The following is a 23,122-nucleotide window of genomic DNA, read 5'->3' on the forward strand; positions in this document are numbered from 1 at the left end:
TCGTATTCGACGCCATCGCATCGTGCGATGCACTGCCCGGTTTCGGGCAGTGTCTTGTCGCGCGCACGCGAGTGCCGCGAGATGCGTACCAGCTTTCGGACGCGTGATTGACCGACCTCGAGGAAGCGCGGCGTCGGCCGTCAGACTGAAACCGTGATACCTGCCGAAGCCGAGTGTCCGGCCGGTCGCACGACGATTTCCACTTGCTGCCCAAACGCCACCAACGTGAGCATCAGTTGATCCAGCGACACGCTCCGGAGCGTGTCGCGCTGCTCCGGAGTCACCACCGGCCGGACCATTTCCGTGAGCGCGGCAGCCTCGTCGTCGCTCAGGCCGCGCGACGCGATCAGTGCATTGAGCTTCAGCACGAGCGCGGACTTGGCCGCCAGTTCACCGACGTCATAGAAATCGAAATCGGCCGGCACGTCGTCGGCAGGTTGGTGCGGGGCGTGGCGATTCATCGTGCATTTCCCGTTGTCGGCGAAAGCGGTTGCTGCTGGTTTTTCGTCGCGGGACCGGGCTCGGGGAATCGTTCGCGCTCGAAAGAATCGCAGTCGCTTTCGTCGATTGGCGTGATCACCAGACGCCTGTGCGATACCTCGATTCTCAGGCGCTGCCCCGGATCGAAACCCGCTGCCTCGATCCAACGGCCGGACAGCTTCATCGATAGATACCGCTCGGGCGGCGCCATGTCGGTGAGTCGGAGGTGCGGAATGGTGCGGCGATGTTCAATCGCCGCGTGGGGCATGACGAAGCGATCGGGGAACAGAACGGTTGCGCTATGATTCGCGTCAGCCATGGCTAACTCCTGCTGTGAGTCGGTTGTGGTCAGCGGCGCGTGGGTGTTCGTGCACCCGCGCGCCGCGCTCGTTTACACGACGGATTTTTGTCGGCCAGGCCATCGCATACATGACACGCTCGATGGCCATGCATCCTCGCGAAAACGCACAGCCACTGTAGCGTAGTCGCGATTGGGGCGGGTTATGGAAAGATGCGTTTTCCTAACTTTGGCCATGTGGACGATGCAGGGCGCGATCGTCTCGGCAACGATGTACATGCCGTTCATGCGCGTTCGCCGGTAGAGCCGGCAGCACGCGCGACACGCGTGAGAGCGTTGTGCTGTCAAGGTTCGGCACGTTGAGATCCGGCGTTGCCGGCACGGGGGCGCGATGTTCGATGCGAGCTTGGTCATCGTGCAAACGAGATACGCCGATCAGTTGTGGAAACTGTGAAGAATTGTCCGTAACCGTTCGTGCCAAACCGATCGGCTCGATGCGGTCGAACCCGAGCGCCGGCCACCACGATGCGGCTGGCAGATCGAATTCGAACAGCACAACGTCGCAGCTCCCAGTGCGCCCGGCGTGGCGTGTGTCTTCGGTGCGATCGAAGCACAACGTACCGAACGGATCGGACAACGACCCTTCGCCACCGGTGCGGACGCGAAGCAATGCGACGTATGCGTCGGGCGGCCTGAATCGGGCAGTCGCGCGAGGCGCGGCGATGGCTGAATCCGATGCGTCGGGCATCCCACCCCAATGTTCGGGGCGTACATCGCGCAATCCGGTTTCGAATGGATCATCGCAATCCGTTCCCGGCACGGGCAACGTCTCGGGCGGATTGCATCGAGAAGAACCGGATGCCGACAGGGCGTCGAGCCGGCGCCTCACGCGCATTGCTCGCCATCACGCTTGCTTCACATATTTCAATATTTCGACTATCATGGAAATATGGAAACGAAACAGACCGTTGCCGCGCTCGCGGCGCTCGCGCATGAATCCCGGCTTGCCGTGTTCCGCACGCTCGTGCAGGCGGGGCCGGAAGGCTTGCCGGCCGGCCAGATCGCCACGCTGCTCGATGTGCCGCCGTCGTCGCTTTCCTTCCACCTGAAAGAGCTGGCGCACGCCCAACTCGTTACCAGCCGGCAGGAAGGGCGCTTTGTGATCTATTGCGCAAACTTCGATACGATGAACGGGTTGCTCGGCTATCTCACGGAGAACTGCTGCGGCGGCAATCCATGCTCGCCCGTGTCCGTTTGCTCGCCGGCCGGTGGAACGGCTCGCGCCCGTCAACCGTGAAGCGCACGCGCGCCCCCATTCATGACGACCAACGTACTGATCCTCTGCACCCATAACTCGGCACGAAGCGTGTTGTCGGAAGGGATGCTGAACCATTGGGCCGCGAAGCTCGGCAAGGACGTGCGGGCGTACAGCGCCGGCAGTGCGCCGAGCGGGCGACTCAATCCGTTCGCGCTGGAGGCGCTGACGAACGCGGGTGTCGACGTCGACGGCTACCGCAGCAAGAGCTGGGACGAATTCGTCGGCGACGGCGCGCCTGAAATGCGCATCGTCATCACGGTGTGCGATGGCGCGGCGACGGAAACCTGCCCGTACTGGCCCGGCAGTCCCGTGAAAATCCATTGGGGCTACGCCGATCCGTCGAATGCGACAGGGGGGGACGAAGGCAAGCGCCTCGCGTTCGAGCTCACGCGTCAGGCGATCGGTTACCGGATGCTGCAGTTGCTGGCGCTGCCCGTTGATCGCATGAGCAATGCCGAACTGCAGACGGCGCTGACCGCCATCTCGCAAAACTGATCGCATGCGTGGCGGCTCGAAGCATCGAGCCGCCACGCGCGACTTCAACACCGACGCCCACGCCCACGCCCACGCCATGAATACCTCCAACGTCGCCCCGCCGGGCAAGGCTGTCGCGAAGCCCGCCATCAATTTCTTCGAGCGCTACCTGACCGCCTGGGTTGCGCTGTGCATCGTCGCCGGCATTGCGCTTGGCCAGGCACTGCCGGCCCTGTTCCAGCAGATCGGCCGGATGGAATATGCGCAAGTCAATTTGCCGGTCGGGCTGTTGATCTGGGTGATGATCATCCCGATGCTCGTCAAGGTCGACTTCGGTGCGTTGCACGAGGTGCGCCGGCACGTGAAAGGCATCGGCGTCACGCTCGTCGTGAACTGGCTCGTCAAGCCGTTCTCGATGGCATTCCTCGGCTGGCTGTTCGTCCGCCATCTGTTTGCACCGATGCTGCCGGCGGACCAGCTCGACAGCTACATCGCCGGGTTGATCCTGCTGGCGGCCGCGCCATGCACGGCGATGGTATTCGTGTGGAGCCGGCTGACGGGGGGCGATCCGCTGTTCACGCTTTCGCAGGTCGCATTGAACGACAGCATCATGGTGGTCGCGTTCGCGCCGCTGGTCGCTCTGCTGCTCGGTATGTCGGCGATCACGGTGCCCTGGGCGACGCTGCTCACGTCGGTCGTGCTGTACATCGTCATCCCGGTGATCCTCGCGCAACTCTGGCGCAGGCGTTTGCTTGCAAAGGGGCCGGCTGCCTTCGATGCCGCGATGGCGAAGATTGGCCCGTGGTCGATCGCTGCGCTGTTGGCCACGCTCGTGTTGCTGTTCGCGTTCCAGGGCGAAGCGATCCTGAAGCAGCCGCTGGTGATCGCGCTGCTCGCGGTGCCGATCCTGATTCAGGTGTTCTTCAATTCGGCATTGGCCTACTGGCTCAATCGTGCGGTCGGCGAGCAACACAACGTAGCGTGTCCGTCGGCGCTGATCGGTGCATCCAACTTCTTCGAGCTGGCCGTCGCAGCCGCGATCAGCCTGTTCGGCTTTCATTCCGGCGCGGCGCTGGCCACGGTCGTCGGCGTACTGATCGAGGTGCCGGTGATGTTGCTGGTCGTGCGCATCGTCAATCAGTCGAAGGGCTGGTACGAGTGCCGGACCTGAGAACATCGGAGAACTCACCCATGACTGACTACCTGAACGATTTGCCGCAACTCGACGGCGACCTGTTCCGCGTGCCGGACGCCGCTCAATTGCGGCCTGCGACGCCCTCGACTCATCCGCCCCGGCTCCTGCTTCTTTACGGCTCGCTGCGCGAGCGTTCGTTCAGCCGTCTGCTGGTCGAGGAAGCCGGGCGCCTGCTCACGGCGATGGGGGCCGACGTGCGCGTGTTCAATCCGAGCGGCCTGCCGCTGCCCGATGACGCACCGGACAGTCATCCGAAGGTCGTCGAGCTTCGCGAGCAGGTGATGTGGTCGGAAGGAATGGTGTGGTGTTCGCCGGAACGGCACGGCGCGATGACCGGCATCATGAAATCGCAGATCGACTGGATTCCGTTGTCGGTCGGCGCCGTGCGGCCGACGCAGGGCAAGACGCTCGCGGTGATGCAGGTGAGCGGCGGCTCGCAGTCGTTCAACGCGGTGAACCAGATGCGCGTGCTCGGGCGCTGGATGCGCATGCTGACCATCCCGAACCAGTCGTCGGTGGCGAAGGCGTTCATGGAATTCGACGAAGCGGGGCGGATGAAGCCGTCGGCGTATTTCGATCGCGTGGTGGACGTGATGGAAGAACTGGTGAAGTTCACGCTGCTGACGCGCGATGTCGGTCCCTACCTCGTCGATCGGTACAGCGAACGCAAAGAGACTGCGGAGGCGCTGTCGCAGCGGGTCAATCAGCGCAGCATCTGACCTTTCTCGACGTCGATCGATGCGTGACGCTGCGTCACGCGTACCCGCGCTGCACATACGTGGCAGGCACGCGTCGACTTACGCGAGCAGCGCTTCCATCCGCTGGCGCGCATGCTCCAGCCCGGCATTGAAGCCGTGCGGCTTCATGTCGAGCCCTTCGGCATAGACGAATTCCACTTCATTGATACCCATCAGGCCGAGCACGGCGCGCAGGTATGGCGTGACGGCATCCGTCGCCTGGCCGACGTGCACGCCGCCGCGCGCGCTGAATACGATCGCGCTGACGCCTTCGACGAGGCCCATCGGATAGGTCTCCGTGTAGCGGAACGTCACGCGGGCACGCGCGACGAGGTCGAACCAGTTCTTCAACTGCGTCGGCACGTTGTGGTTGTACATCGGCGCGCCGATCAGCAGCAGGTCGCTGCTCTTGAGTTCGGCGATCAGCTTGTCGGACAACGCGATCGCCTGTTGCGCGCGTTCGCTGGGATTCTCCGCGCCGCGCAGTGCGTGAAACAGCTCGCTGTCGAGTATCGGCAGGTCGTCGCCGACGAGGTCACGCACGCTTACTTCATCCGTGTGGCCGTTGGCCTGGCGCTGCGCGAGGAACGTGTCGATCAGCGTACCGGTTTGCGACTGGCTGCCGTTGATGCTGGATTTGAGGGCGAGGATCCGGGCCATGGGGGCGTGCTCCATTGCGAATGTTGAGGACTGGAATCGATCCTATCATTCACTTTTTATCGCCAAAAGCGATAAGATCGACGCATTGTGTAGCGTAATTGTCCTCAATTGCATGCGAAACAACCTGAAAGGCATCGACGTGTTCGTCGCCGCGGTGGAAGCGAGCAGCTTCGCGCAGGCGGCCGAGAAGCTGCACATCACGCGTTCGGCGGTCGGCAAGAGCATCGCGCGCCTCGAGGAGCGGCTGGGTGTCGTGCTGTTTCAGCGCACGACGCGCAGCCAGAGCCTGACCGACGAAGGGGCGCTGTTCTACGAGCATTGCCTGCGCGCGATGGACGAGATCCAGGCCGGCGAGGCACTGCTCGAAACCGGCAAATGGCAGATGAAAGGGCGGCTGCGCGTGTCGATGCCGACGCTGTTCGGTCATCTGTGCCTCGCGCCGATCCTGATCGAACTGGCGAAGGCACACCCCGATCTCGATCTGGACCTGTCGTTCAGCGACCGGTCTGTCGATCTCGTCGAAGAGCGTTTCGATCTCGCGGTGCGCATCGGCACGTTGCCGAACAGCAGCGGGCTGGTCGCGCGTCCGCTCGGCGAGCACCGGATGGCGTTCTGCGCATCTCCGGCTTACCTGAGCCGTTACGGCGAACCGCGAACCCATGAAGCACTGGAACAGCACAAGGCGCTGGCCTACACGCGCTTTGGTCAGGTGCATCGCTGGCCCGTCATCGTCGACGGTCAGCGCGTGGAACTGCAGCCCGCTGTTCGGCTGCTGTCGGACGACCTGCGCGCGTTGATGGATGCCGCGCTGGCCGATCTCGGCGTGGCGTGGCTGCCGTACTGGCTGGCGCGCGATGCGTTGCGCAGCGGCGCGTTGCGCGAGTTGCTGGCCGATCGGCCGGGCGTGATCTATCCGATCCAGGCGGTATGGCCTTACACGCTGCATCTCCCGCTGAAAGTCCGCGCAGCGGTCGATGCGCTGCTGGTGCACCTGCCTGCCCGGCTGGCGGTAGTCGAAGCGCGGATGTGATGAAGCGGCGTGAGGCCGCCTCTCGTCTGCCGGCGCGCGTTACTGTCCGAAGCGTTGCGCGACGGCGTCCTTCAGTCGCGCGGCGGTCAGCTCGCCCATGTGCGACTCGACGAGGTCGCCTTTCGCATTGAAGAACAGCGTCGTCGGCAGCCCGCGCGACCCGTACGCATGCATCGTGTGCAGCGACGGGTCGAGCAGCACGTGATCGAAGCGCAGGCCCTTTTGTTCGAGGAACGCGCGCACGACCTGCGCATTTTCGCCCTGGTTGAGCATCAGCACGGTGATGCCCGGATGGTCGCGCTGCGCCTGTTCGAGAATCGGCATCTCGCGCTGGCACGGCGGGCACCATGTCGCCCACAGGTTCACGACGACCGGCTTGCCGACGAAGCTTGCCGGCAACACGGGCGTTGCATCGAGCGCCTGGAGTTCCATTGCGGCCAGCGGCGGCGCGCTCTGCTGCAGTGTCGCCAGCGTGCCTTGCGCGATACCCCACGCACCGAGGCCCGCGACGATGCCGGCCAGTACCGGCCGCCGCAGCGCGGGCAAGCGGCGCAGGCGCCAGCCCGCGAACACCAGGGCGGCCGCCAGACCGATGCGCCAGTCGAAGCCGCCGTCGCCGAGCGCGACGATCGAGCGCGGCGATGCCGCATAGTCGCTCCACCACTGCGCGATATAGCCGACGCGCGCGGCGACCAACCCGAGCAGCAGCACGTCGAGGATCAGGCTCGATGCCGTCTTGTGATGTCCGTCAGGCGGGCGGCGCTGGATGACACGCGCGACGAGCCACGCCAGCAGCGCGGCGGCAGCGACCGCGACGACGCGGATCGAGAAGGGACCGAGGCTCAGCATGAAAGGGAATGGTTGGACGTGAACGAGCGGGGCAGGAGAGGGGATTGTCCGCCGCGGCGATGAAACCGTCGACGGTGATGTCGGCGATTCGACCGGTTGCCACGTATGGGGGTTCCCTTCGAGAACGTAACGGCGTATTGCGGATTCGGCGAACGCGCGTGGATCAGGACTGCGTGATGTTCATGCGGATGGGCAGCGAATCAGACCGGCCTGATGGCCAGCGGCATTTCGCTCATCAACAAGATGCATGCCGGTGAGATGTGGTGTCATCCGGTATCCCGAACCGGGAACGTTCTTTGACGGCCGCTCCTCTCGCGAGCGGCCGCTTTTTTATCGTCGTGCGAGCGGGGGTGAATGCCTTGTGGCGGCCGGTGGGCGCGGCCGCGCGCCGATGCCAGTCGGCCGGACCAACGGAACAGGAATGCTGCCAGATGCGAGCGCGGGGCATTCACTCGCGCATCGCATGATGTTGGTTGTCGACCGGCGAGGCTGCTCGTTGGCGGCGGCATGGGGTCTACCGCCATGGCCCGGCGGGCCGCGCATCCGCGTTCCGTCGGGCATCGGGCCTTACAGTTTCTTGGACGCTGCCGATGCGGCGGTGGCCTGCTGCGCCGCGGTCGCCGGATCGAGCGTCGCGAGCGTCTTCTCGGTGAATTTCTCGTACAGCCAGTCCATGCGGATGCTGTCGACACCGGCGATACCACCGAGCGCATACGACGCCGACACCTTGAAGTGGTCGACCGGATGATTGTCGGCATCGGCAAACGTGACGGCGCCGTCGATGTAATCGCTGCCGGCCATGAAGCCGAACATGACGGCAGAGAAACTCGACCGCACGCGAATACCGGTGACTTCGACATTCAGGTGCATCGCATCGGTTGAATCCGCCTTTGCCAGAAGCTTGCGTGCGTCCAGCGCGCTTTCGATTTTCTCCTGCAGCTTTTTGGCGTCGAACTTCAGGTTGTCTTTCAACGCCTCCTGCGCAGCATTGTCGAGCGTGACCTTGACGATCACGGGTTTCGTACCGAATTGGGTCGTCGATGCGGTCACGTCGGCCCCCGCCGGATTGCCGGCATCGCGTGTCACGCTGCTGGCGCAGCCCGACAGGAAGCCGATCGTCACCAGTGCCAGCGCGGCATGACGGAAAAGAGATTGCATGGTTTGGTCTTTTGATTGGGGTTATTTGAATTGGCTCTGTGGCCGGGCCGGAATCTAACACGACGCGATCCGATCCAGATAGTCGAATGGATCGAAATTCGATTCGGTGTTTATGCATCGTGGTGCTTAGCGCCGATGAATGGCGGCGGCACTGCGTGGTGTCGGACGACAGGTGTTGGAGACCGGCCTTTGCGGTCGCGGCGGCGACCCATTGCGTGCGATTACTGTCGGTTGGCAGATACCGCACCACCCAGCCGATACGCGGTGAAGAACTCGTACCACGGCGACCCTTCCCCGACCGGCACGCCGAGCGCTGCTGTCCGCTGCTTCAACGCGCCGAATACGTCGTTGATGCGCGCCGTCTGTCCCGCATCGTTGAACGGATAGGGCCGCGACCGGCCGGCCGCGAACGCGCCGTACGCGATGGCGAGCAGGCGTGCGTGGTCGTCGGTTGACGCGATCGCGCCGTTGATCGTCTCGGCGAAGCGCGGCCGGTCTTCGGCGCGCGATCCGGACAGGCACAGGAACACGATCGCCGACAGTTCATGCAGGTCCTTCACCCGCAGCAACGCGGGCAGCCGCGCGACGATCCGCTCGACCGGTTCTTCACGCAGCGCGTCGCCGAAGTCGAGCACGGCGGTCATCGGATTCGTGTCCGCCGTCAGGCGATCGAGCGCGGGTGGTGCGGCCGACGCGCCATCCGGCGCCGCACCCGGCGCGGACCGCAACGCAGCGGCCACCTGCTGCGTCCATTCCGGAAAGATCATCCGCACGTTGCCGAACTGCTCGCCGCCTTCCGCCGCCGGATTCCACCGATAGACGATCGTGCCGCCGCGAATGAACGGCGAATACAGGTGTTCGGGCGTTTGCGGCAGCGGCCGCCGGTTGATCGGCAGCCACGACAGCGTCAGCCAGTCATAGCGGCCCGTCGCGGGCACGGAGGGGCTCGAACTCGCGACGACCTGCCACGTGCCGCGGTTCGCATAGCGGCGGCGCGCATCGGGTACCGCGACGGTCTGGCCTTTTGCGGTGTCGAAATACGTCGGGCCGGTGACGTTCGCTCCGCTGTCCTTGGCGGGCGTGACGGTCGAGATGACCCACGATGCACCATCCGCCGAATGGTAGTCGGACGGTTTCAGCGTCGCCACGTCGTGCACCATGCGTGTTTCCGCCGCGACAGGGCTCGGGGGGAGGTTGGCTTGAGCGGCCAGGATGCTCGGCATGGACTTTCCTCGGAATCGGGTGCGTATCGTCGAGGGGGCGATACGCGGCGGCGCGGGTTGTTTCTCGTAACTGTAGGACGTTGCGGCCGGAAACGGAAACCGGCCCAATGCCGTAGCCGGCCCACGCCGTTCGCCGCTTCGGCTTACCATCCGCATCCTGGGCAACGACGAATACCGGGCGGAAGCGGACATGACCGACACGAAAGCCATTACCGAACACTGGATGCAGGTCGCCGATCAATGGATTGGCTGGGCCGGCAAGCCGGGGCACGATGCGTTCTGGAAATACCGTGCGGGGCTTGCGGCCTACATTGGCCGCGGCACCGGCCTCGCGCTGGAGATCGGTTGCGGCGAAGGCCGCGTGAGCCGCGAGCTGAAGGCGCTCGGCTACGACGTGACCGCGAGCGACGCGGTGCCCGCGATGCTCGACGCGGCACGCCACGCCGATTCCGCGCATCGCTATCAACTGGCCGACGCGGCGGCGCTGCCGTTCGACGCGGCCAGCTTCGATCTCGTGATGGCGTACAACGTGCTGATGGATCTCGACGACATGCAGCGCGCGTTGAACGAGGCGCGCCGCGTATTGAAGCCGGACGGGACGCTGTTCATCTCGCTCGTGCATCCGTTCCGCGATCGCGGCGGCTTCGCGGGGCCGCAACCCGATGCGCCGTTCGTGCTGAAGGGCAGCTATTTCGGGCGCGAGCATTTCGACGGCGTGGAAACGCGCGACGGGCTGTCGATGCATTTCGCGGGGTGGTCGTTGCCGCTGCAGGCGTACATGGAAGCGCTGGAGGCGGCCGGGTTCGCGATCGCGTCGCTGCGCGAGCCGCCGCCCGATCATGCCGATACGGATCAGCTGAAGCAGTGGGCGCGCGTGCCGCTGTTTCTGTGGATCAAGGCGCGGCCGCTGGGCTGAGCGTCCGGCCCGCCACGCTCAGCGCGGCAGCGCCTTCCTGTACACCACCCCGCCTGTTCGATCCGCGACGGTGTCGTAGAGCCGCCGCGCCGTGTGATTTGTCTCGTGCGTCTGCCAGTACACGCGTTCGGCGCGATGCCGGTGTGCGGCGTCGTACACGGCCTCGATCAGCGCGCGGCCGACGCCCTTGCCGCGTTCGCTGTCGAGCGTGAACAGATCCTGCAGGTAACAGGACGGCCCCGCGTGCGTCGTGCTGCGGTGGTACAGGAAATGCACGAGTCCGACGAGCCGGCCGTCGCGTTCGGCGACGAGCGCGTGCACGGGTTCGTAGCCGTCGAAAAAGCGCGACCACGTGAGCTGCGTGACGGACAGCGGCAGCGCGGTGGTGTCGAAGCGGCCGTAGAAGCGGTTGTAGCCGTCCCACAGCGGCAGCCATCGGTCGTAGTCGTCTTCCCGGACCGTGCGTACGGTCAGGTCGGTGTCGGTAACGTTCATGTTCGCGAGCCTGTCGATGAGGGTAGGGTGCGTTGCCCATCCGGCGGGCACGTCGCAGGCCTCTACGATAGGAAGTTCGCGGCTCGACGGGTAGGCCCATGACGACCGCACTTTCTGGTGCCACCGCCAGGGACCGGGCATCCGGCCAACGCGATCGTGAAGCGCCGGCAGCGCTTTCGGGATGCGCCGACGGCCCGACTGCAATCGTGATTCTTCCTCGAATACCGGTGTTGGGCCTTTCCAGTCGCACATGGGCGAGCGGACCTCGACCGCAGCGACGGGTACGGCGCGGTTGCTTACCCGCGCATCGGCGGATTGAGCTGCGCGAACGCCGCCTGCCGGCGATACGGGAAGTACGGATAAGGCGCTTCCACCGCGCTCGCTGCGTCGAGTTTCGCGACCTGCGCATCGGTCAGCGCCCAGCCGACCGCGCCGAGGTTCTGCCGCAGCTGTTCCTCGTTGCGCGCGCCGATGATCACCGACGACACGGTCGGTCGCTGCAGCAGCCAGTTCAGCGCGATCTGCGGCACCGTCTTGCCGGTTTCTTCCGCGATCGCGTCGAGTGCATCGACCACGTCGTACAAACGTTCGTCGTCGACCGGCGGCCCGTAGCTGGCCGTTTCATGCAGGCGGCTGCCTTCGGGCAGCGGCGCATTGCGCCGGATCTTGCCGGTGAGCCGGCCCCAGCCGAGCGGGCTCCATACGAGCGCGCCGAGGCCCTGGTCGGCGCCAAGCGGCATCAGGTCCCATTCGTAGTCGCGGCCGACCAGCGAATAGTAGACCTGGTTCGCCACGTAGCGCGACCAGCCGTGCCGGTCGGCCGCCGCGAGCGACTTCATGATCTGCCAGCCGGCAAAGTTCGACACGCCGATGTAGCGCAGCTTGCCCGCGCGCACGAGATCGTCGAGCGTCGACATCACTTCCTCGACCGGTGTGCCCGCGTCGAACGCGTGCAGTTGCAGCAGGTCGATGTAGTCGGTGTCGAGGCGGCGCAGCGCGTCGTCGACGGCGCGCACGAGCCGCGCGCGCGACGTGCCTGTATCGTTCGGGCCGTCGCCGGTCGGCAGGCCCGTCTTCGTCGAGATCAGCACCTGGTCGCGGCGGCCCTTGATTGCGGCGCCGAGCACGCGCTCGGACGCACCGTCGGAATACACGTCGGCCGTGTCGAACAGGTTGACGCCGGCTTCGAGGCAGATGTCGACGAGGCGGCGCGCTTCGTCGACGCCCGTGTTGCCCCATGCGCCGAACAGCGGGCCGGTGCCGCCGAAGGTGCCTGCGCCGAAGCTCAGGACGGGAACCTTGAGGCCGGAGCGGCCGAGCGTGCGGTATTCCATGTGCGCTTCCTTTCGTCGTGAGCGCGGTGCGAGGCCGCGTGTCGTTTGTCAGGCGATCACTGTACCGTTTGCGGCTTTTCCTGATAATCCTGAAGATAACGAAATTATCCTTCGGAAAGGGCGAACAATGCTGCTCGACAACCTCGCGCTGTTCCTGCGCATCGTGGAGAAGGGCGGGCTGGCCGCGGCCGGCCGCGAGGTCGGGCTGTCGCCGGCCACGGTGTCCGAGCGGCTGACGGCGCTCGAGCGCCACTACGGCGCGGCGCTGCTGACGCGCACGACGCGCGCGATCAGCCTGACCGACGAGGGGCGCACGCTCGCCGACGGCGCACGGCGCCTGCTGGCCGAAGCCGACGAACTCGAGAGCCGCGTGCGGCTGGGCGTGCAGACGCTGTCGGGGCCCGTGCGGTTGAGCGCACCGGCCGATCTCGGGCGCGAGCGCGTCGTGCCTGTCGTCGATGCGTTCCTGGCCGAGCATCCGGGCGTGACGGTCGACCTGCATCTCGGCGACGGTTACGTCGATCTCGTCGGGCAGGGGCTCGATTTCGCGATCCGCCGCGGCACGCTGGCCGACAGTTCGCTGCGCAGCCGTTCGCTTGGCCGGGCACGGCGCGTGGTGTGCGCGTCACCCGCGTATCTCGCCGCGCACGGCACGCCGACGCATCCGGACGATCTCGCTGCTCACGACTGCATCGTGATGCGTTTCGGGCAGGAGATGTATGCCGAATGGCCGTTCAGCATCGATGGACAACCGAAGCGTGTGATGGTGCGCGGCCGGCGCGTGGCCAACGACGGCGCGCTCGTGCGCGCGTGGTGCGTCGCGGGGCATGGCATTGCGCTGAAGTCGCTGGTCGACGTCGAACGGGATCTGGCGTCAGGGGCGCTCGTCGAGGTGCTCGGTGCGATCTCGCCGGGCGATGTCGATCTGCAGATCGTCTATCCGGGCAGCGTCGCGCAGCCGCGGCGGGTGCGTGAGTTGATCGATCGGTTGACGGATGCGCTGACAGCGGCGTGAGCGCGCCGCGCCGGAAGCAATTCAATGCCGATTCCGCAGTCGTAACGTCTCATGCGACGCAGCGCCTGAGACCGGAATGAAAATTTTAATTTGGAATGCATAATTATTATTATCAAGAGAAAAGCCGACCTTAATTCACCTTTCTGGTAGAGATCTCAAGGGAGCTTCGCAGCGTCGAGGCATCTGCTGAATTCAACCGGAATTCAGCGATTCCCGATGTGTTTCTACCCACCTGTCAGCTTTACAAAGTTCCACCCGAGATGTCCGCGCACGCGTCAATCAGACGAGACAGAAATTAGAAATTTGTGGCTCGCCTTCAACAGATTGGCAATCTGTGACAGTCATTTTTCGATGTTTCAGTAAGCTCGCGGTCAATAACCAAACGAATGGACGCGGGCCGCGTCGACGAGAATGAACAAGAATACGCACCGCCTGGTGTATTCCAGGCGTCGGGGAATGGTGGTGGCCGTCGCGGAGACGGCGACGGCTGAGGGGAAATCGGCAACGGGCGAGGCGCGCGCGCGGCGGCGTTCGTCGGCATCCTGCACACGCGCCGTCGTGGCGGGCGTGGCCGTGCTCGGCATGTTGCCTGCCTTGTCCGGCGCGCAGATCGTCCCGACGCCAGGCACCACCACGCAGGCGATCCAGACGCCGAACGGCTTGCCCCAGGTCAACGTGGCCAAGCCCTCTGGCGCAGGCGTATCGGTCAACACCTACAACCAGTTCGATGTCCAAAAGGCCGGCGCGATCCTGAACAACTCGGCCACGATGGTTCAGACGCAGCAAGCGGGCTGGATCAACGGCAACCCGAATTACGGAGCCGGACAGGCTGCGCGGATCATCGTCAATCAGGTCAACAGCCCGAACCCGTCGCAGATCCGCGGCACCGTCGAGATAGCGGGCGCCCGTGCGGAACTCGTCCTGGCTAACCCGTCCGGGATTTTTGTCGACGGCGGCGGCTTTCTCAATACCAGTCGCGCGACCCTGACAACCGGCGTGCCGTTCTACGGTGCTGACGGGGCGCTTGCCGGCTACAACGTCAACCGCGGCCTCGTGACCGTTGCAGGCGCAGGCCTGAATGCGGCCAATATCGATCAGGTCGATCTGATTGCACGCGCGGTGCAGGTGAACGCGGCGGTCTACGCGAAAAATCTGAACGTGATCGCAGGCGCCGCCCAGGTCAACCACGACACGCTCGCGGCGACACCGATCGCCGGCGACGGCGCGGCCCCGGCGGTTGCCATCGACGTGAGCCAGTTGGGCGGCATGTACAGCAATCGGATCTTCCTCGCCTCGAACGAGAACGGTGTGGGGGTGGCCAACGCCGGTACGATCGCGGCGCAGGCGGGCGACCTGACGCTGCAGTCGAACGGCCGGCTCGTACTGACGGGCAAGACGACCGCGAGCGGCAACGTTGCGTTGTTGGCCGCAGGTGGCATCCAGAACAGCGGCACCACATACGCGCAGCAATCGCTGTCGGCCGGCACAGGTGCCGATCTCACGAACACCGGGACGCTCGCTGCACAGCAGAACACGACGGTCAATGCCGGCAGCGTCAATTCGACCGGCACGCTTGGCGCGGGTGTGAACAACGACGGTTCGGTTGGCCAGGGCGGCGATCTGAGCGTGACGGCCTCGGGCCAGTTGAGCGCGGCGGGGCAGAACGTAGCGGGCGGCAATGCGGCGCTGACCGGCGCGAGTGTGAATCTCGCCGGCAGCCAGACGGCGGCAAACGGCAATCTGTCGCTGAACGCGACGGCAGGCGACTTGAATCTGTCGAACGCGACGACGAGCGCACAACGCGCCATTCAGGCGAATGCATCCGGCACGGTGATCAACGATCACGGCAGCCTGTCGAGCGGCGGCAGCACGACGCTGACCGGTGGCACGCTCTCGAACCGGAGCGGCAAGGTTTCGTCGCAGGGGCCGCTGTCGGTCAACGTGGCCGGCCAGGTCGCCAACCAGTCAGGTGAGCTGATCTCGGAGAGTACGGCGGACATCCAGGGCGGTGCCCTCGCGAACAACCAGGGCACCATCCAAAGCGCAGCCGGCATGGCGGTGGCCGGTGCGTCACTGGACAACACGGCAGGTCGGATCACGTCGCTCAACGGCGATGGCCTGTCGGTGACGACGAGCGGCCAATTGACCAACGCAGCGGGCGCTACCGCGAACGGTGCGCAAGGCGGTGTCATCGGTGGCAACGGTGATGTTTCGGTCCGCGGCGCAAACGTCGTCAACCGCGGCACGATCACGTCCAACACGAATCTGCGTATTGCGGGCCAGTCGGTCGATAACGGCAGCGGTACCCTGCAGGCTGCGCAAAACGTCCTGGTCGATGCCGGCGCGCACCTGACGAACAGCGGTGGTTCGATTGTCGGCCAGGCGGCAACGGTCAGCGCGGCGACGCTCGACAACAGCGCCGGCACCGTGCAGGCGGGCCAGGTGTCGTTGACGGCGACCGGCCTCGTGAACCATGGCGGCACGATCACGCAGACTGGAGCTGGCCCGATAGCCGTCAATGTGTCGCGCACGCTCGACAATTCCAACGGCGGCACGCTGCAAACCAACGGTACCGACCTGACGCTCGCGCCGGCCGCGATCGTCAACGACGGCGGCACGATCACGCATGCCGGCAACGGCACACTGACGCTCGGAAGCGGTTCGGGTTCGGTGTCGAACGTGGGCGGCTCGATCGCAAGCAACGGGCGCGTCGTCGCGCAAACCGGCGCGTTGAACAACACGGCAGGCTCGATCAACGCGCAGAACGGACTGACCGCAACCGTCGCCGGCACGTTGAACAATGCGAGCGGCAGGCTGTTGTCGAACACGGACGTCAGCGTTACCAGCGGTACGCTGTCGAACGACGGCGGCCAGATCGGTGCCGGCACGAATGCGACGATCCACACAGGCTCCATGACGAATCAGGGTGGCTCGATCGTTGCGCCGAACCTGTCTGTCACTGCTGATTCGATGCTCGACAACAGCGGTGGCAAGCTCGAGGCCAATCAGCTTGCGCTTGTGGCCGCCAACCTCGTCAACCACGGCGGCGCGATCACGCAATACGGCTCGTCGGCAATGGGCATCAACGTCAGCGGCACGCTGGATAACTCGGCCGCCGGCGTGATCCAGACCAACAGCACGGACCTGACGCTCACGCCGGCCGGGTTGAACAACGCGGGCGGCACCATTACGCACGCCGGCACGGGCACGCTGACGATCGCGCCGGGCAATGGATCGAGCGCATTGAACAACGCGTCGGGCACCATCGTGACGAAGGGACGAGCGATCGTCGATGCGAGCAGCTGGAACAACGCGAGCGGCATTCTCGCCGCGCAGCGCGGTATCACCGCCATGATTGCGGGCGACGTGAACAACGCACAGGGCCTGCTGCGATCGGACGCGTCACTGTCGTTGACCAGCGGCGGTGCATTGTCGAACCGTGGCGGTCACGTTCAGGCCGGGCAATCGACCGCCGGCGACACCAGCACGCTCGACATTCAATCGGCGTCGATCGACAACGCGGACGGCGCCATTGTCGATCTCGGTGCGGGCAAGATGACGGTGCAAGGCGGCAGCCGGATCGCGAACAGTCATGCCGGCGGCGTGTCTGGCATGGGTGCGATCACCGGCAACGGCGATGTGACGACCCGGGCAGCGTCGATCAGCAACACGCAAGGTGGTCAGCTCAGCGGCGGTTCGCTGCACGTCAACGCAAACACCGTCGACAACAGTGGCGGCACCATCGGCAACGTGACGAATTCGAACGGCGACGTGAACGTCACGACGACCGGCGCGATCACGAACACGGGTGGCCAGATCAGCTCGACGCACGACCTGACGGTCGCGGCGGCCACCCTGCAGGGCGGCGGCACGTACAGCGCAACGCATGATGCGAACGTGAACCTGCAGGGTGATTACACGACAGAGTCCGATACCCGGTTCAACGTCGGTCACGATCTCGCTTTCACGCTGCCCGGCACCTTCACGAACAATGCGAATCTTGAATCGGTCAACAACCTGAGCGTCAACGCGGGCAACATCGTCAACGTCGGTGCGCTGACTGCCGGCGGCCTGCTGCATACGCAATCGGCCAACCTGACCAATACGGGCGCACTCGTGGGCGCCAGCACGTCGCTCAACGCGACGAATACGATCTCGAATCTCGGGCCAACTGCACTGATCGGTGCATCGGACAGCAACGGCACGCTCGAAATCCTCGCGCACGATATCGAAAACCGCGACGACACGACCGCGAACGACTCGATGGCGACGACCGCCATCTTCGGCATGGGCAAGGTCGTGCTGGCAGGCGGCAAGGGCGCGAGCGGCAATTACACGAACGCGGCGCTGGTCAACAACGTGTCGGCGTTGATCCAGTCGGGCGGCGACATGGAACTGCACGCGGACAAAGTGACGAGCACGCGGCGCGTGATGAAGACGTCCACCAGCCAGATGGATCCGGCATCGCTTGCGCAGTTCGGTATTCCGATCAGCGGCCGCACGGGCCAGGTCGGCGTGAAGGATCCGAGCAGTATCGGCGGTGTCTACACCGATCCGCCTCACGGTGGTCAGTGGAACAGCACGTATCAGTTCACGACCTACTATGCGGACAGCGCGACGGCGACGACCGTGACGGACATCAGCCCGGCCGCCCAGATCGTGTCGGGTGGAAAGATCGATGCGTCGTCGGTCGGCACGCTGCAAAACTACTGGAGCAACATCGCGGCAGTCGGCGACATCAAGATGCCGGCCCACTACGACTCCGACGGTTGGGCGGCATCCGGTCAGAATCTGCCGGGCGTGTCGGTTTCCTATTCGGGCCAATATCACTACAACAACTACGACAACACCGAACACGATTGGCAATTGCCGTTCGGCAACGCACCGTTCGTGACGGGGCGACCGGGCGGTTACACGCAGGCGGCACCGGCATCGATCAAGGATTACAAGCTGCCGGGCTATTTTTCGACGACGAGCTCGAACGGCACGATTTCGGGCACGGGAGCGAGCGTCAGCAACACGGCTGGCAACGCCTCGATTCCGCCGCTCGGCTTGCTGCCGGGGCAGTCGGTGCCGGGTCTCACGCCGGCTAATTTGAGCGGTAACGCGAGCGGAGCGAAATCGGGGGCTTCAGCGTTGCACGGCGGCCCGCCGGTGCCGGTCGATCCGATCATCGCCAGTGCGACGGCACTCAACGTGCTGAACAACCTCACGATTCCGCAGGGCGGGCTGTACCGGCCGACTACCGCGCCGAACGCGAACTACGTGATCGAGACGAACCCGGCGTTCACGAACCAGAAGAATTTCATCTCGAGCGACTACTTCTTCGGGCAGATCGGCGTCGATCTCACGCATATTCCGAAGCGTCTCGGCGACGGCTTTTACGAACAGCATCTCGTGCGCAACGAGGTCACCGCGCTGACCGGCAAGGCGGTGCTCGGGCCGTATGCGGATCTGCAGACGATGTATCAATCGCTGATGGCAGCCGGTGCGGATCTGTCGAAGTCGCTCGATTTGGCCGTAGGCGCGAGCCTGTCGGCCGATCAGGTTTCGAAGCTGACCAGCAATGTGGTGATGATGGAAACGCGCGTGGTCGACGGTCAGTCGGTGCTCGTGCCGGTCGTGTATCTCGCGAAGGCCAGCCAGCAGAATATCGACGGCCCGTTGATCAGCGCGACGAACATCGACTTCCAGAACGCACAGTCATTTACGAACAGCGGCACGATCAAGGCGGACAACACGCTGGCGATCCAGGGCAAGCAGATCGACAACGCATTCGGCGCGCTGCAAAGCGGCGGGCTGATGTCGCTGAAGACCGAGAACAACATCGACCTGACGTCGGCGAACGTGAAGGCCGGCAGTCTGCAACTAGACGCCGGGAAAGACCTGATCCTCAACACGGCGACGAACACCAGCATGCGGGTGAGTCGTGATGGTGCGACGAGCGTGGTGACGACGCTCGGGCCGACCGCCAAGCTGGACGTTGTGGGCGATGCGTCGATTAAGACGGGCGGCAACTTCCAGCAGATCGCGGGCAACCTGTCGGTCGGCGGCAACCTCGGGATGAATGTCGGCGGCAACTGGGATCTCGGTGCGGTGCAGACCGGCGAGCACAAGATCGTGCAGCGTGCGAATGGCGTGTCCAACACCGACATCAACAAGGTCACCGGCAGCTCGGTGACGGTCGGCGGGCAGTCGAACGTAGTCGTTGGCGGCGATCTGACGGCGAAGGGCGCGCAGATCGATCTCGGTCAGGGCGGCACGATTGCGGCCAAGGGCAATGTCACGCTCGGCGCGGCGAGCACCACGTCGACGGTGAACAGCAACAGTTCGGGCAGCGACAGTCACGGCAGCTATGCGGAGACGCTGCACACGTCCGACCAGGCGCTGACCGGGACGACACTCAAGGGCGGCGATACGGTCAACATCGTGTCGGGCAAGGACATTACGCTCTCCGGTAGCGCGATCAGCCTCGACAAGGGCAACGCGAACCTGCTGGCGGCCGGCGATGTGAACGTCGGTGCGGCAACCGAAAAGCACGAGCTGAACTCGCACGAGACGCACAGCCACAGCAATGTCGTGAGCGGCGTGAAGGTCGCGAGTGGTATCGACCAGACAATGACGCTCAATCGCGGCAGTCTGGTGTCGGCGGACGGCGTGAACATCGTCAGCGGAAAGGACGTCGATGTTCGCGGTAGCACTATCGTCGGAACGAACGACGTGACACTGACGGCAGCGCGCAACGTGACGGTGACGACGTCGCAGGATACCTTGCAGTCGTCGAACTACTACGACAAGAAGGAGTCGGGGCTGATGTCGGGTGGGGGACTGTCGGTGTCGGTGGGCAGTAGTTCACTGAAGACGACGAGTCAGACAACCGAGGTGGCGAACAACGGCAGTACAGTCGGTTCGCTGAAGGGCAACCTCAGTATCACGGCTGGAAACGATCTGCATGTGACCGGAAGCGACCTGATTGCAGCGAAGAATCTCAGCGGGACAGGCGCGAACGTGACGATTGATGCGGCGCAAGACAAGAACCACCGCGGTGAAACGCAGGAAGTCTCGAAGAGCGGCCTGACATTGGCATTGAAGGCGCCGGTGATCGACGCGGTGTCGAACGCGGTGGGTCAGTCGCGCGCGTCCAGCAGCAGCCAGGATGGTCGGGCTGCAGCGCTGCACGGTATGGCCGCGGCGAGCGCAGCGTGGGATGCGAACGTCGCCGCGGGCGATCTGGTCAGGACGCTTGGGGCAGGCGAAACGCCTCAGTTCAAAGTCGAAGTCAGTCTCGGCAGCAGTCACAGCAAGAGCGCGTTCTCTGAAGACAGCATGACGAATCGCGGCTCGAATGTGAATGCGGGCGGTACGGTGGCGTTTGCGGCGACCGGCAACGGTCAGGCCGGCAGCGGCAGTGTGACGATCGCCGGCTCGAACTTGAACGCAAACGACGTGATCCTGGCAGCAAAAAATCAGGTCAATATCGTCAATACGGCGGATACGGATTCGACGCGCAGTACGAATGAATCGAAGAGCGCGAGCGTGGGTGTGTCGGTTGGCACGGGCGGGTTCGGTGTTTCGGCGGCGATGTCGAAAGCCAACGGAGACGGCAATAGTGACCTGGCCACGCAGAACAACAGTCACGTGAACGCCGCAAACGGCGTGACGATCATCTCGGGTGGCGATACGAACATCATCGCCTCGAAAGTGAAGGGCAATCAGGTGAATGCCGACGTGGGCGGAAACCTGAACATCGCGAGCGTGCAGGATACGTTGTCGAGCGCGGCACATCAGTCGAGTGCGGGGGGCGGTTTCAGCGTCAGTCAAGGTGGTGCCAGTGCGAACTTCAGCCAGAGCAGGGGCAACGCATCGGGCAGCTATGCGGGCGTCAATGAGCAAGCAGGGATTCACGCAGGCGACGGCGGCTTCAACATCAACGTCACCGGCAATACGGATCTGAAAGGCGGGTTGATCGCGAGCGACGCGGATTCGTCGAAGAATTCGCTGACGACGGGTTCACTGTCCTTCTCGGACATCCAGAACAAGTCGCACTACGATGCAAGCTCAAGCGGCTTTAGTGCGGGTGCGACGACCGGTGACGGCGGGATGAACTACAGCACGCACGGCAGCACGTCTGGCAAGAATGCGGGGGGCGCCGCGCCCATGCTTGGCGAAAACGACAGCGGCAGTGATAGCGCTATGACGAAGAGCGGCGTCAGTGCGGGGGCGGTCACGATTACGGATTCGGCGAACCAGAAGCAGGATGTGGCGAGCCTGAATCGCGATACGGCGAACACCAACGGTACGGTCGCCAAACTCCCCGACATGCAGAACTTGCTGGCCAACCAGTCGGACATGATGGCTGCGGCCAGCGCGGCTGGTGAAGCCGTGTCGCGCCGGATCGGGGATTACGCGGACAAGATGATGAAGGATGCCGCGGCCAATGGCGACCAGTCCGGTGTCGACTCGTGGAAGGAAGGGGGAGCGAACCGCGCACTGATGCAAGGTGCCGGTGCAGCGCTCGTGACGGGGCTGGCAGGCGGTAACGCGGTAGGTGGCGCAGCCGGCGCGGCGATTGCGTCGATCGCGTCGGGCAAGCTGAACGAACTGAGTAGCGCAATCGTGGGTAGTGATCCGACCGGCAACGCGAATATGAATCAGGCGCTGGGGAACATCGTGGCGAATGCGCTTGCGACGGGGGCCGGTGCAGCCGTGGGCGGGGAATCGGGAGCGTTTTCTGGATACAACGTCGATCGGTTTAACCGGCAGCTCCACCCCGACGAAAGGCAGTGGACGAAGGATCAGGCGAAGGACTTCGCGAAGTTCTATGAAGAAAAGACCGGCAAGTCGCTGACTGCAGAGCAGGCGCAGAATATGCTGCTGGCGAACGGCTATCGTTTGGTGGATTCGGCGGCAAGCAAGGGACCGGGAGGCGATGCCACGGCGGTGGCGTATATCAGTCAGAACAGTGGCGGGCTGTTTCACGCGACGTCGGCGGAGTACAACAGCCCGTTCCTGTACGGCAACAAGGACGGCATGCTGACGCCGGAGCAGCACGCTTTGCCTGGATCTGTCGCGAACCCGACAGCGGGCCTGGTGATCGTTGGTGGCCTTGCTACTGCTGGCCTTGCCCCAGAAATAATTACTGGCGGGTCGGCGGGGCTATCGTATGCTCAAGACTTGTTTGCCGCCTATAAGGCTGCTCAAGCAGGGTACTCACTGACAACAGCGGCTGCGACTGGAGCAGCAGTTTCCGGTGCGACATATACAGGCGGGGCAGCGGCCGGTGCTGGCTTAGCAACCCTGAAAGGGAACAACTTCTACGATAGTTTTAATCAGAATTTTTCACTAGCCGGACTGGCGACTGCGACGACATTTGGGGCTTACAACTCTATGTTTACTACATCGATGTTGAGCTGGGCGGGGATTCCGAATTCGATCATGAACATCACGACTATTCCGGGGGTCGTAATTCGTGGAGTTGGTCTTGCACTAAGTCAAACGGCGGGCAAAGCAGCGCAGGCAATTGTGAAGTCTGGTGAGCCTCAAAAGAAGTAAGGAGCGGACATGTCGATTGAATCTGTTAGTGGCCTTATAGGTGGATTATTTGGGCCGGTTATTGGGAAAATTCTCGGAAAATTTCGCCCTTGGAAGGTTTTTTTTGCGTCGATAGTACTTATATATCTAGGATTGTTTGTGGCAGGTCTCGTGGTCGTTGGTTTTAAAGCTACGGCGTCTAGATTTGGTGAGTTATTCACCCCTTTTGCGCTGCTTGTATTTGTCGGTTTGTCTGCTGCCATCACTCTCGTGGCTTATTTAGGGCGTGCCACGCACAAAAATAAATAGAGCTAACCGACCTGCAAGACTGCAAATTAGAATCTAAAAATTCATCGAGGGACGGTGGAGGTTTGTTTGATGACGGACCTAATCTACGAGATCCGATCAA

At 63.9% G+C, this 23,122-nt stretch carries 18 protein-coding genes; 9 read left to right on the forward strand and 9 right to left on the reverse strand.

The features are described 5' to 3' along the window. Positions 1-140 precede the first annotated feature (140 nt). The 3 genes from BLA15945_RS13445 to BLA15945_RS13455 form a co-directional block, all read right to left on the reverse strand. Positions 141-461, reverse strand: coding sequence for a helix-turn-helix domain-containing protein (locus BLA15945_RS13445; RefSeq protein WP_059237910.1), 321 nt, complete (start codon positions 459-461; stop codon positions 141-143). Next, entirely contained in the window at positions 458-799 is a 342-nt protein-coding gene (locus BLA15945_RS13450) for a SymE family type I addiction module toxin (protein WP_174992603.1), read from the reverse strand. Before BLA15945_RS13450 ends, BLA15945_RS13445 begins: the two co-directional genes overlap by 4 nt. A gap of 202 nt (positions 800-1,001) precedes the next feature. Further along, positions 1,002-1,415, reverse strand: coding sequence for a hypothetical protein (locus tag BLA15945_RS13455; protein WP_174992604.1), 414 nt, complete (start codon positions 1,413-1,415; stop codon positions 1,002-1,004). Positions 1,416-1,727: 312 nt separating this feature from the next. Here BLA15945_RS13455 and BLA15945_RS13460 point away from each other — a divergent pair, with 312 nt between their 5' ends. The 4 genes from BLA15945_RS13460 to arsH all read left to right on the forward strand — a co-directional run bounded on the left by BLA15945_RS13460 (position 1,728) and on the right by arsH (position 4,484). Beyond that, complete coding sequence (locus tag BLA15945_RS13460) at positions 1,728-2,075, forward strand: ArsR/SmtB family transcription factor (RefSeq protein ID WP_174992677.1); 348 nt, start codon at positions 1,728-1,730, stop codon at positions 2,073-2,075. Positions 2,076-2,096: 21 nt separating this feature from the next. Further along, positions 2,097-2,591, forward strand: coding sequence for an arsenate reductase ArsC (locus BLA15945_RS13465; protein ID WP_174992605.1), 495 nt, complete (start codon positions 2,097-2,099; stop codon positions 2,589-2,591). 76 nt (positions 2,592-2,667) lie between these two features. Next, positions 2,668-3,741, forward strand: coding sequence for an ACR3 family arsenite efflux transporter (gene arsB, locus BLA15945_RS13470; protein WP_174992606.1), 1,074 nt, complete (start codon positions 2,668-2,670; stop codon positions 3,739-3,741). Positions 3,742-3,761: 20 nt separating this feature from the next. Next, the gene (gene arsH, locus BLA15945_RS13475) at positions 3,762-4,484 is read left to right on the forward strand and encodes an arsenical resistance protein ArsH (RefSeq protein ID WP_174992607.1); all 723 of its coding nucleotides are present in this window, start codon (positions 3,762-3,764) and stop codon (positions 4,482-4,484) included. A gap of 78 nt (positions 4,485-4,562) precedes the next feature. Here arsH and BLA15945_RS13480 read toward each other — a convergent pair whose 3' ends face one another. Beyond that, a complete protein-coding gene (locus BLA15945_RS13480) occupies positions 4,563-5,162 on the reverse strand; it encodes an FMN-dependent NADH-azoreductase (RefSeq protein WP_059237905.1) in 600 nt (199 codons plus the stop codon). A gap of 112 nt (positions 5,163-5,274) precedes the next feature. Here BLA15945_RS13480 and BLA15945_RS13485 point away from each other — a divergent pair, with 112 nt between their 5' ends. Beyond that, the gene (locus tag BLA15945_RS13485) at positions 5,275-6,192 is read left to right on the forward strand and encodes a LysR substrate-binding domain-containing protein (protein WP_174992608.1); all 918 of its coding nucleotides are present in this window, start codon (positions 5,275-5,277) and stop codon (positions 6,190-6,192) included. A gap of 39 nt (positions 6,193-6,231) precedes the next feature. Here the strand turns inward: BLA15945_RS13485 and BLA15945_RS13490 are convergent, their stop codons facing one another. The 3 genes from BLA15945_RS13490 to BLA15945_RS13500 form a co-directional block, all read right to left on the reverse strand. Further along, the gene (locus tag BLA15945_RS13490; RefSeq protein ID WP_059237903.1) at positions 6,232-7,041 is read right to left on the reverse strand and encodes a TlpA family protein disulfide reductase; all 810 of its coding nucleotides are present in this window, start codon (positions 7,039-7,041) and stop codon (positions 6,232-6,234) included. A gap of 567 nt (positions 7,042-7,608) precedes the next feature. Continuing rightward, a complete protein-coding gene (locus tag BLA15945_RS13495; RefSeq protein ID WP_059237902.1) occupies positions 7,609-8,199 on the reverse strand; it encodes a DUF4410 domain-containing protein in 591 nt (196 codons plus the stop codon). A 221-nt stretch (positions 8,200-8,420) separates the two neighbouring features. After that, the gene (locus tag BLA15945_RS13500) at positions 8,421-9,422 is read right to left on the reverse strand and encodes a hypothetical protein (RefSeq protein WP_059237901.1); all 1,002 of its coding nucleotides are present in this window, start codon (positions 9,420-9,422) and stop codon (positions 8,421-8,423) included. Between the two features lie 190 nt (positions 9,423-9,612). Here BLA15945_RS13500 and BLA15945_RS13505 point away from each other — a divergent pair, with 190 nt between their 5' ends. Continuing rightward, on the forward strand, positions 9,613-10,338 hold the full coding sequence (locus BLA15945_RS13505; RefSeq protein ID WP_059237900.1) for a class I SAM-dependent methyltransferase: 726 nt from the start codon (positions 9,613-9,615) through the stop codon (positions 10,336-10,338). Positions 10,339-10,356: 18 nt separating this feature from the next. On the opposite strand, the gene BLA15945_RS13510 is transcribed toward BLA15945_RS13505, so the two are convergent. Continuing rightward, positions 10,357-10,833 carry a GNAT family N-acetyltransferase gene (locus tag BLA15945_RS13510; RefSeq protein WP_059237899.1) on the reverse strand — a complete coding sequence of 159 codons (477 nt, stop codon included), beginning with the start codon at positions 10,831-10,833 and terminating at the stop codon, positions 10,357-10,359. 296 nt (positions 10,834-11,129) lie between these two features. Then, on the reverse strand, positions 11,130-12,167 hold the full coding sequence (locus BLA15945_RS13515; protein WP_059237898.1) for an aldo/keto reductase: 1,038 nt from the start codon (positions 12,165-12,167) through the stop codon (positions 11,130-11,132). A gap of 127 nt (positions 12,168-12,294) precedes the next feature. Between BLA15945_RS13515 and BLA15945_RS13520 the strand changes: the two genes are divergently transcribed. The 3 genes from BLA15945_RS13520 (at position 12,295) to BLA15945_RS13530 (ending at position 23,022) form a co-directional block, all read left to right on the forward strand. Beyond that, positions 12,295-13,182, forward strand: a complete 888-nt coding sequence (locus BLA15945_RS13520) for a LysR family transcriptional regulator (protein WP_174992609.1) — start codon at positions 12,295-12,297, stop codon at positions 13,180-13,182. Positions 13,183-13,593: 411 nt separating this feature from the next. Next, entirely contained in the window at positions 13,594-22,734 is a 9,141-nt protein-coding gene (locus BLA15945_RS13525; protein ID WP_174992610.1) for a hemagglutinin repeat-containing protein, read from the forward strand. A 9-nt stretch (positions 22,735-22,743) separates the two neighbouring features. Continuing rightward, complete coding sequence (locus BLA15945_RS13530) at positions 22,744-23,022, forward strand: hypothetical protein (protein WP_174992611.1); 279 nt, start codon at positions 22,744-22,746, stop codon at positions 23,020-23,022. Positions 23,023-23,122: the final 100 nt, after the last annotated feature.

Origin of the sequence: Burkholderia arboris, assembly GCF_902499125.1 — a bacterium.
Taxonomy (GTDB): domain Bacteria; phylum Pseudomonadota; class Gammaproteobacteria; order Burkholderiales; family Burkholderiaceae; genus Burkholderia; species Burkholderia arboris.

What these genes read in the sequence shown, in the direction of transcription:
- BLA15945_RS13445 (WP_059237910.1), bottom strand. Translation starts at nt 461, where the DNA reads ATGAATCGCCACGCCCCGCACCAACCTGCCGACGACGTGCCGGCCGAT.
- BLA15945_RS13450 (WP_174992603.1), bottom strand. Translation starts at nt 799, where the DNA reads ATGGCTGACGCGAATCATAGCGCAACCGTTCTGTTCCCCGATCGCTTC.
- BLA15945_RS13460 (WP_174992677.1), top strand. Translation starts at nt 1,728, where the DNA reads ATGGAAACGAAACAGACCGTTGCCGCGCTCGCGGCGCTCGCGCATGAA.
- BLA15945_RS13465 (WP_174992605.1), top strand. Translation starts at nt 2,097, where the DNA reads ATGACGACCAACGTACTGATCCTCTGCACCCATAACTCGGCACGAAGC.
- arsB (WP_174992606.1), top strand. Translation starts at nt 2,668, where the DNA reads ATGAATACCTCCAACGTCGCCCCGCCGGGCAAGGCTGTCGCGAAGCCC.
- arsH (WP_174992607.1), top strand. Translation starts at nt 3,762, where the DNA reads ATGACTGACTACCTGAACGATTTGCCGCAACTCGACGGCGACCTGTTC.
- BLA15945_RS13480 (WP_059237905.1), bottom strand. Translation starts at nt 5,162, where the DNA reads ATGGCCCGGATCCTCGCCCTCAAATCCAGCATCAACGGCAGCCAGTCG.
- BLA15945_RS13485 (WP_174992608.1), top strand. Translation starts at nt 5,275, where the DNA reads ATGCGAAACAACCTGAAAGGCATCGACGTGTTCGTCGCCGCGGTGGAA.
- BLA15945_RS13490 (WP_059237903.1), bottom strand. Translation starts at nt 7,041, where the DNA reads ATGCTGAGCCTCGGTCCCTTCTCGATCCGCGTCGTCGCGGTCGCTGCC.
- BLA15945_RS13495 (WP_059237902.1), bottom strand. Translation starts at nt 8,199, where the DNA reads ATGCAATCTCTTTTCCGTCATGCCGCGCTGGCACTGGTGACGATCGGC.
- BLA15945_RS13500 (WP_059237901.1), bottom strand. Translation starts at nt 9,422, where the DNA reads ATGCCGAGCATCCTGGCCGCTCAAGCCAACCTCCCCCCGAGCCCTGTC.
- BLA15945_RS13505 (WP_059237900.1), top strand. Translation starts at nt 9,613, where the DNA reads ATGACCGACACGAAAGCCATTACCGAACACTGGATGCAGGTCGCCGAT.
- BLA15945_RS13510 (WP_059237899.1), bottom strand. Translation starts at nt 10,833, where the DNA reads ATGAACGTTACCGACACCGACCTGACCGTACGCACGGTCCGGGAAGAC.
- BLA15945_RS13515 (WP_059237898.1), bottom strand. Translation starts at nt 12,167, where the DNA reads ATGGAATACCGCACGCTCGGCCGCTCCGGCCTCAAGGTTCCCGTCCTG.
- BLA15945_RS13520 (WP_174992609.1), top strand. Translation starts at nt 12,295, where the DNA reads ATGCTGCTCGACAACCTCGCGCTGTTCCTGCGCATCGTGGAGAAGGGC.
- BLA15945_RS13525 (WP_174992610.1), top strand. Translation starts at nt 13,594, where the DNA reads ATGAACAAGAATACGCACCGCCTGGTGTATTCCAGGCGTCGGGGAATG.
- BLA15945_RS13530 (WP_174992611.1), top strand. Translation starts at nt 22,744, where the DNA reads ATGTCGATTGAATCTGTTAGTGGCCTTATAGGTGGATTATTTGGGCCG.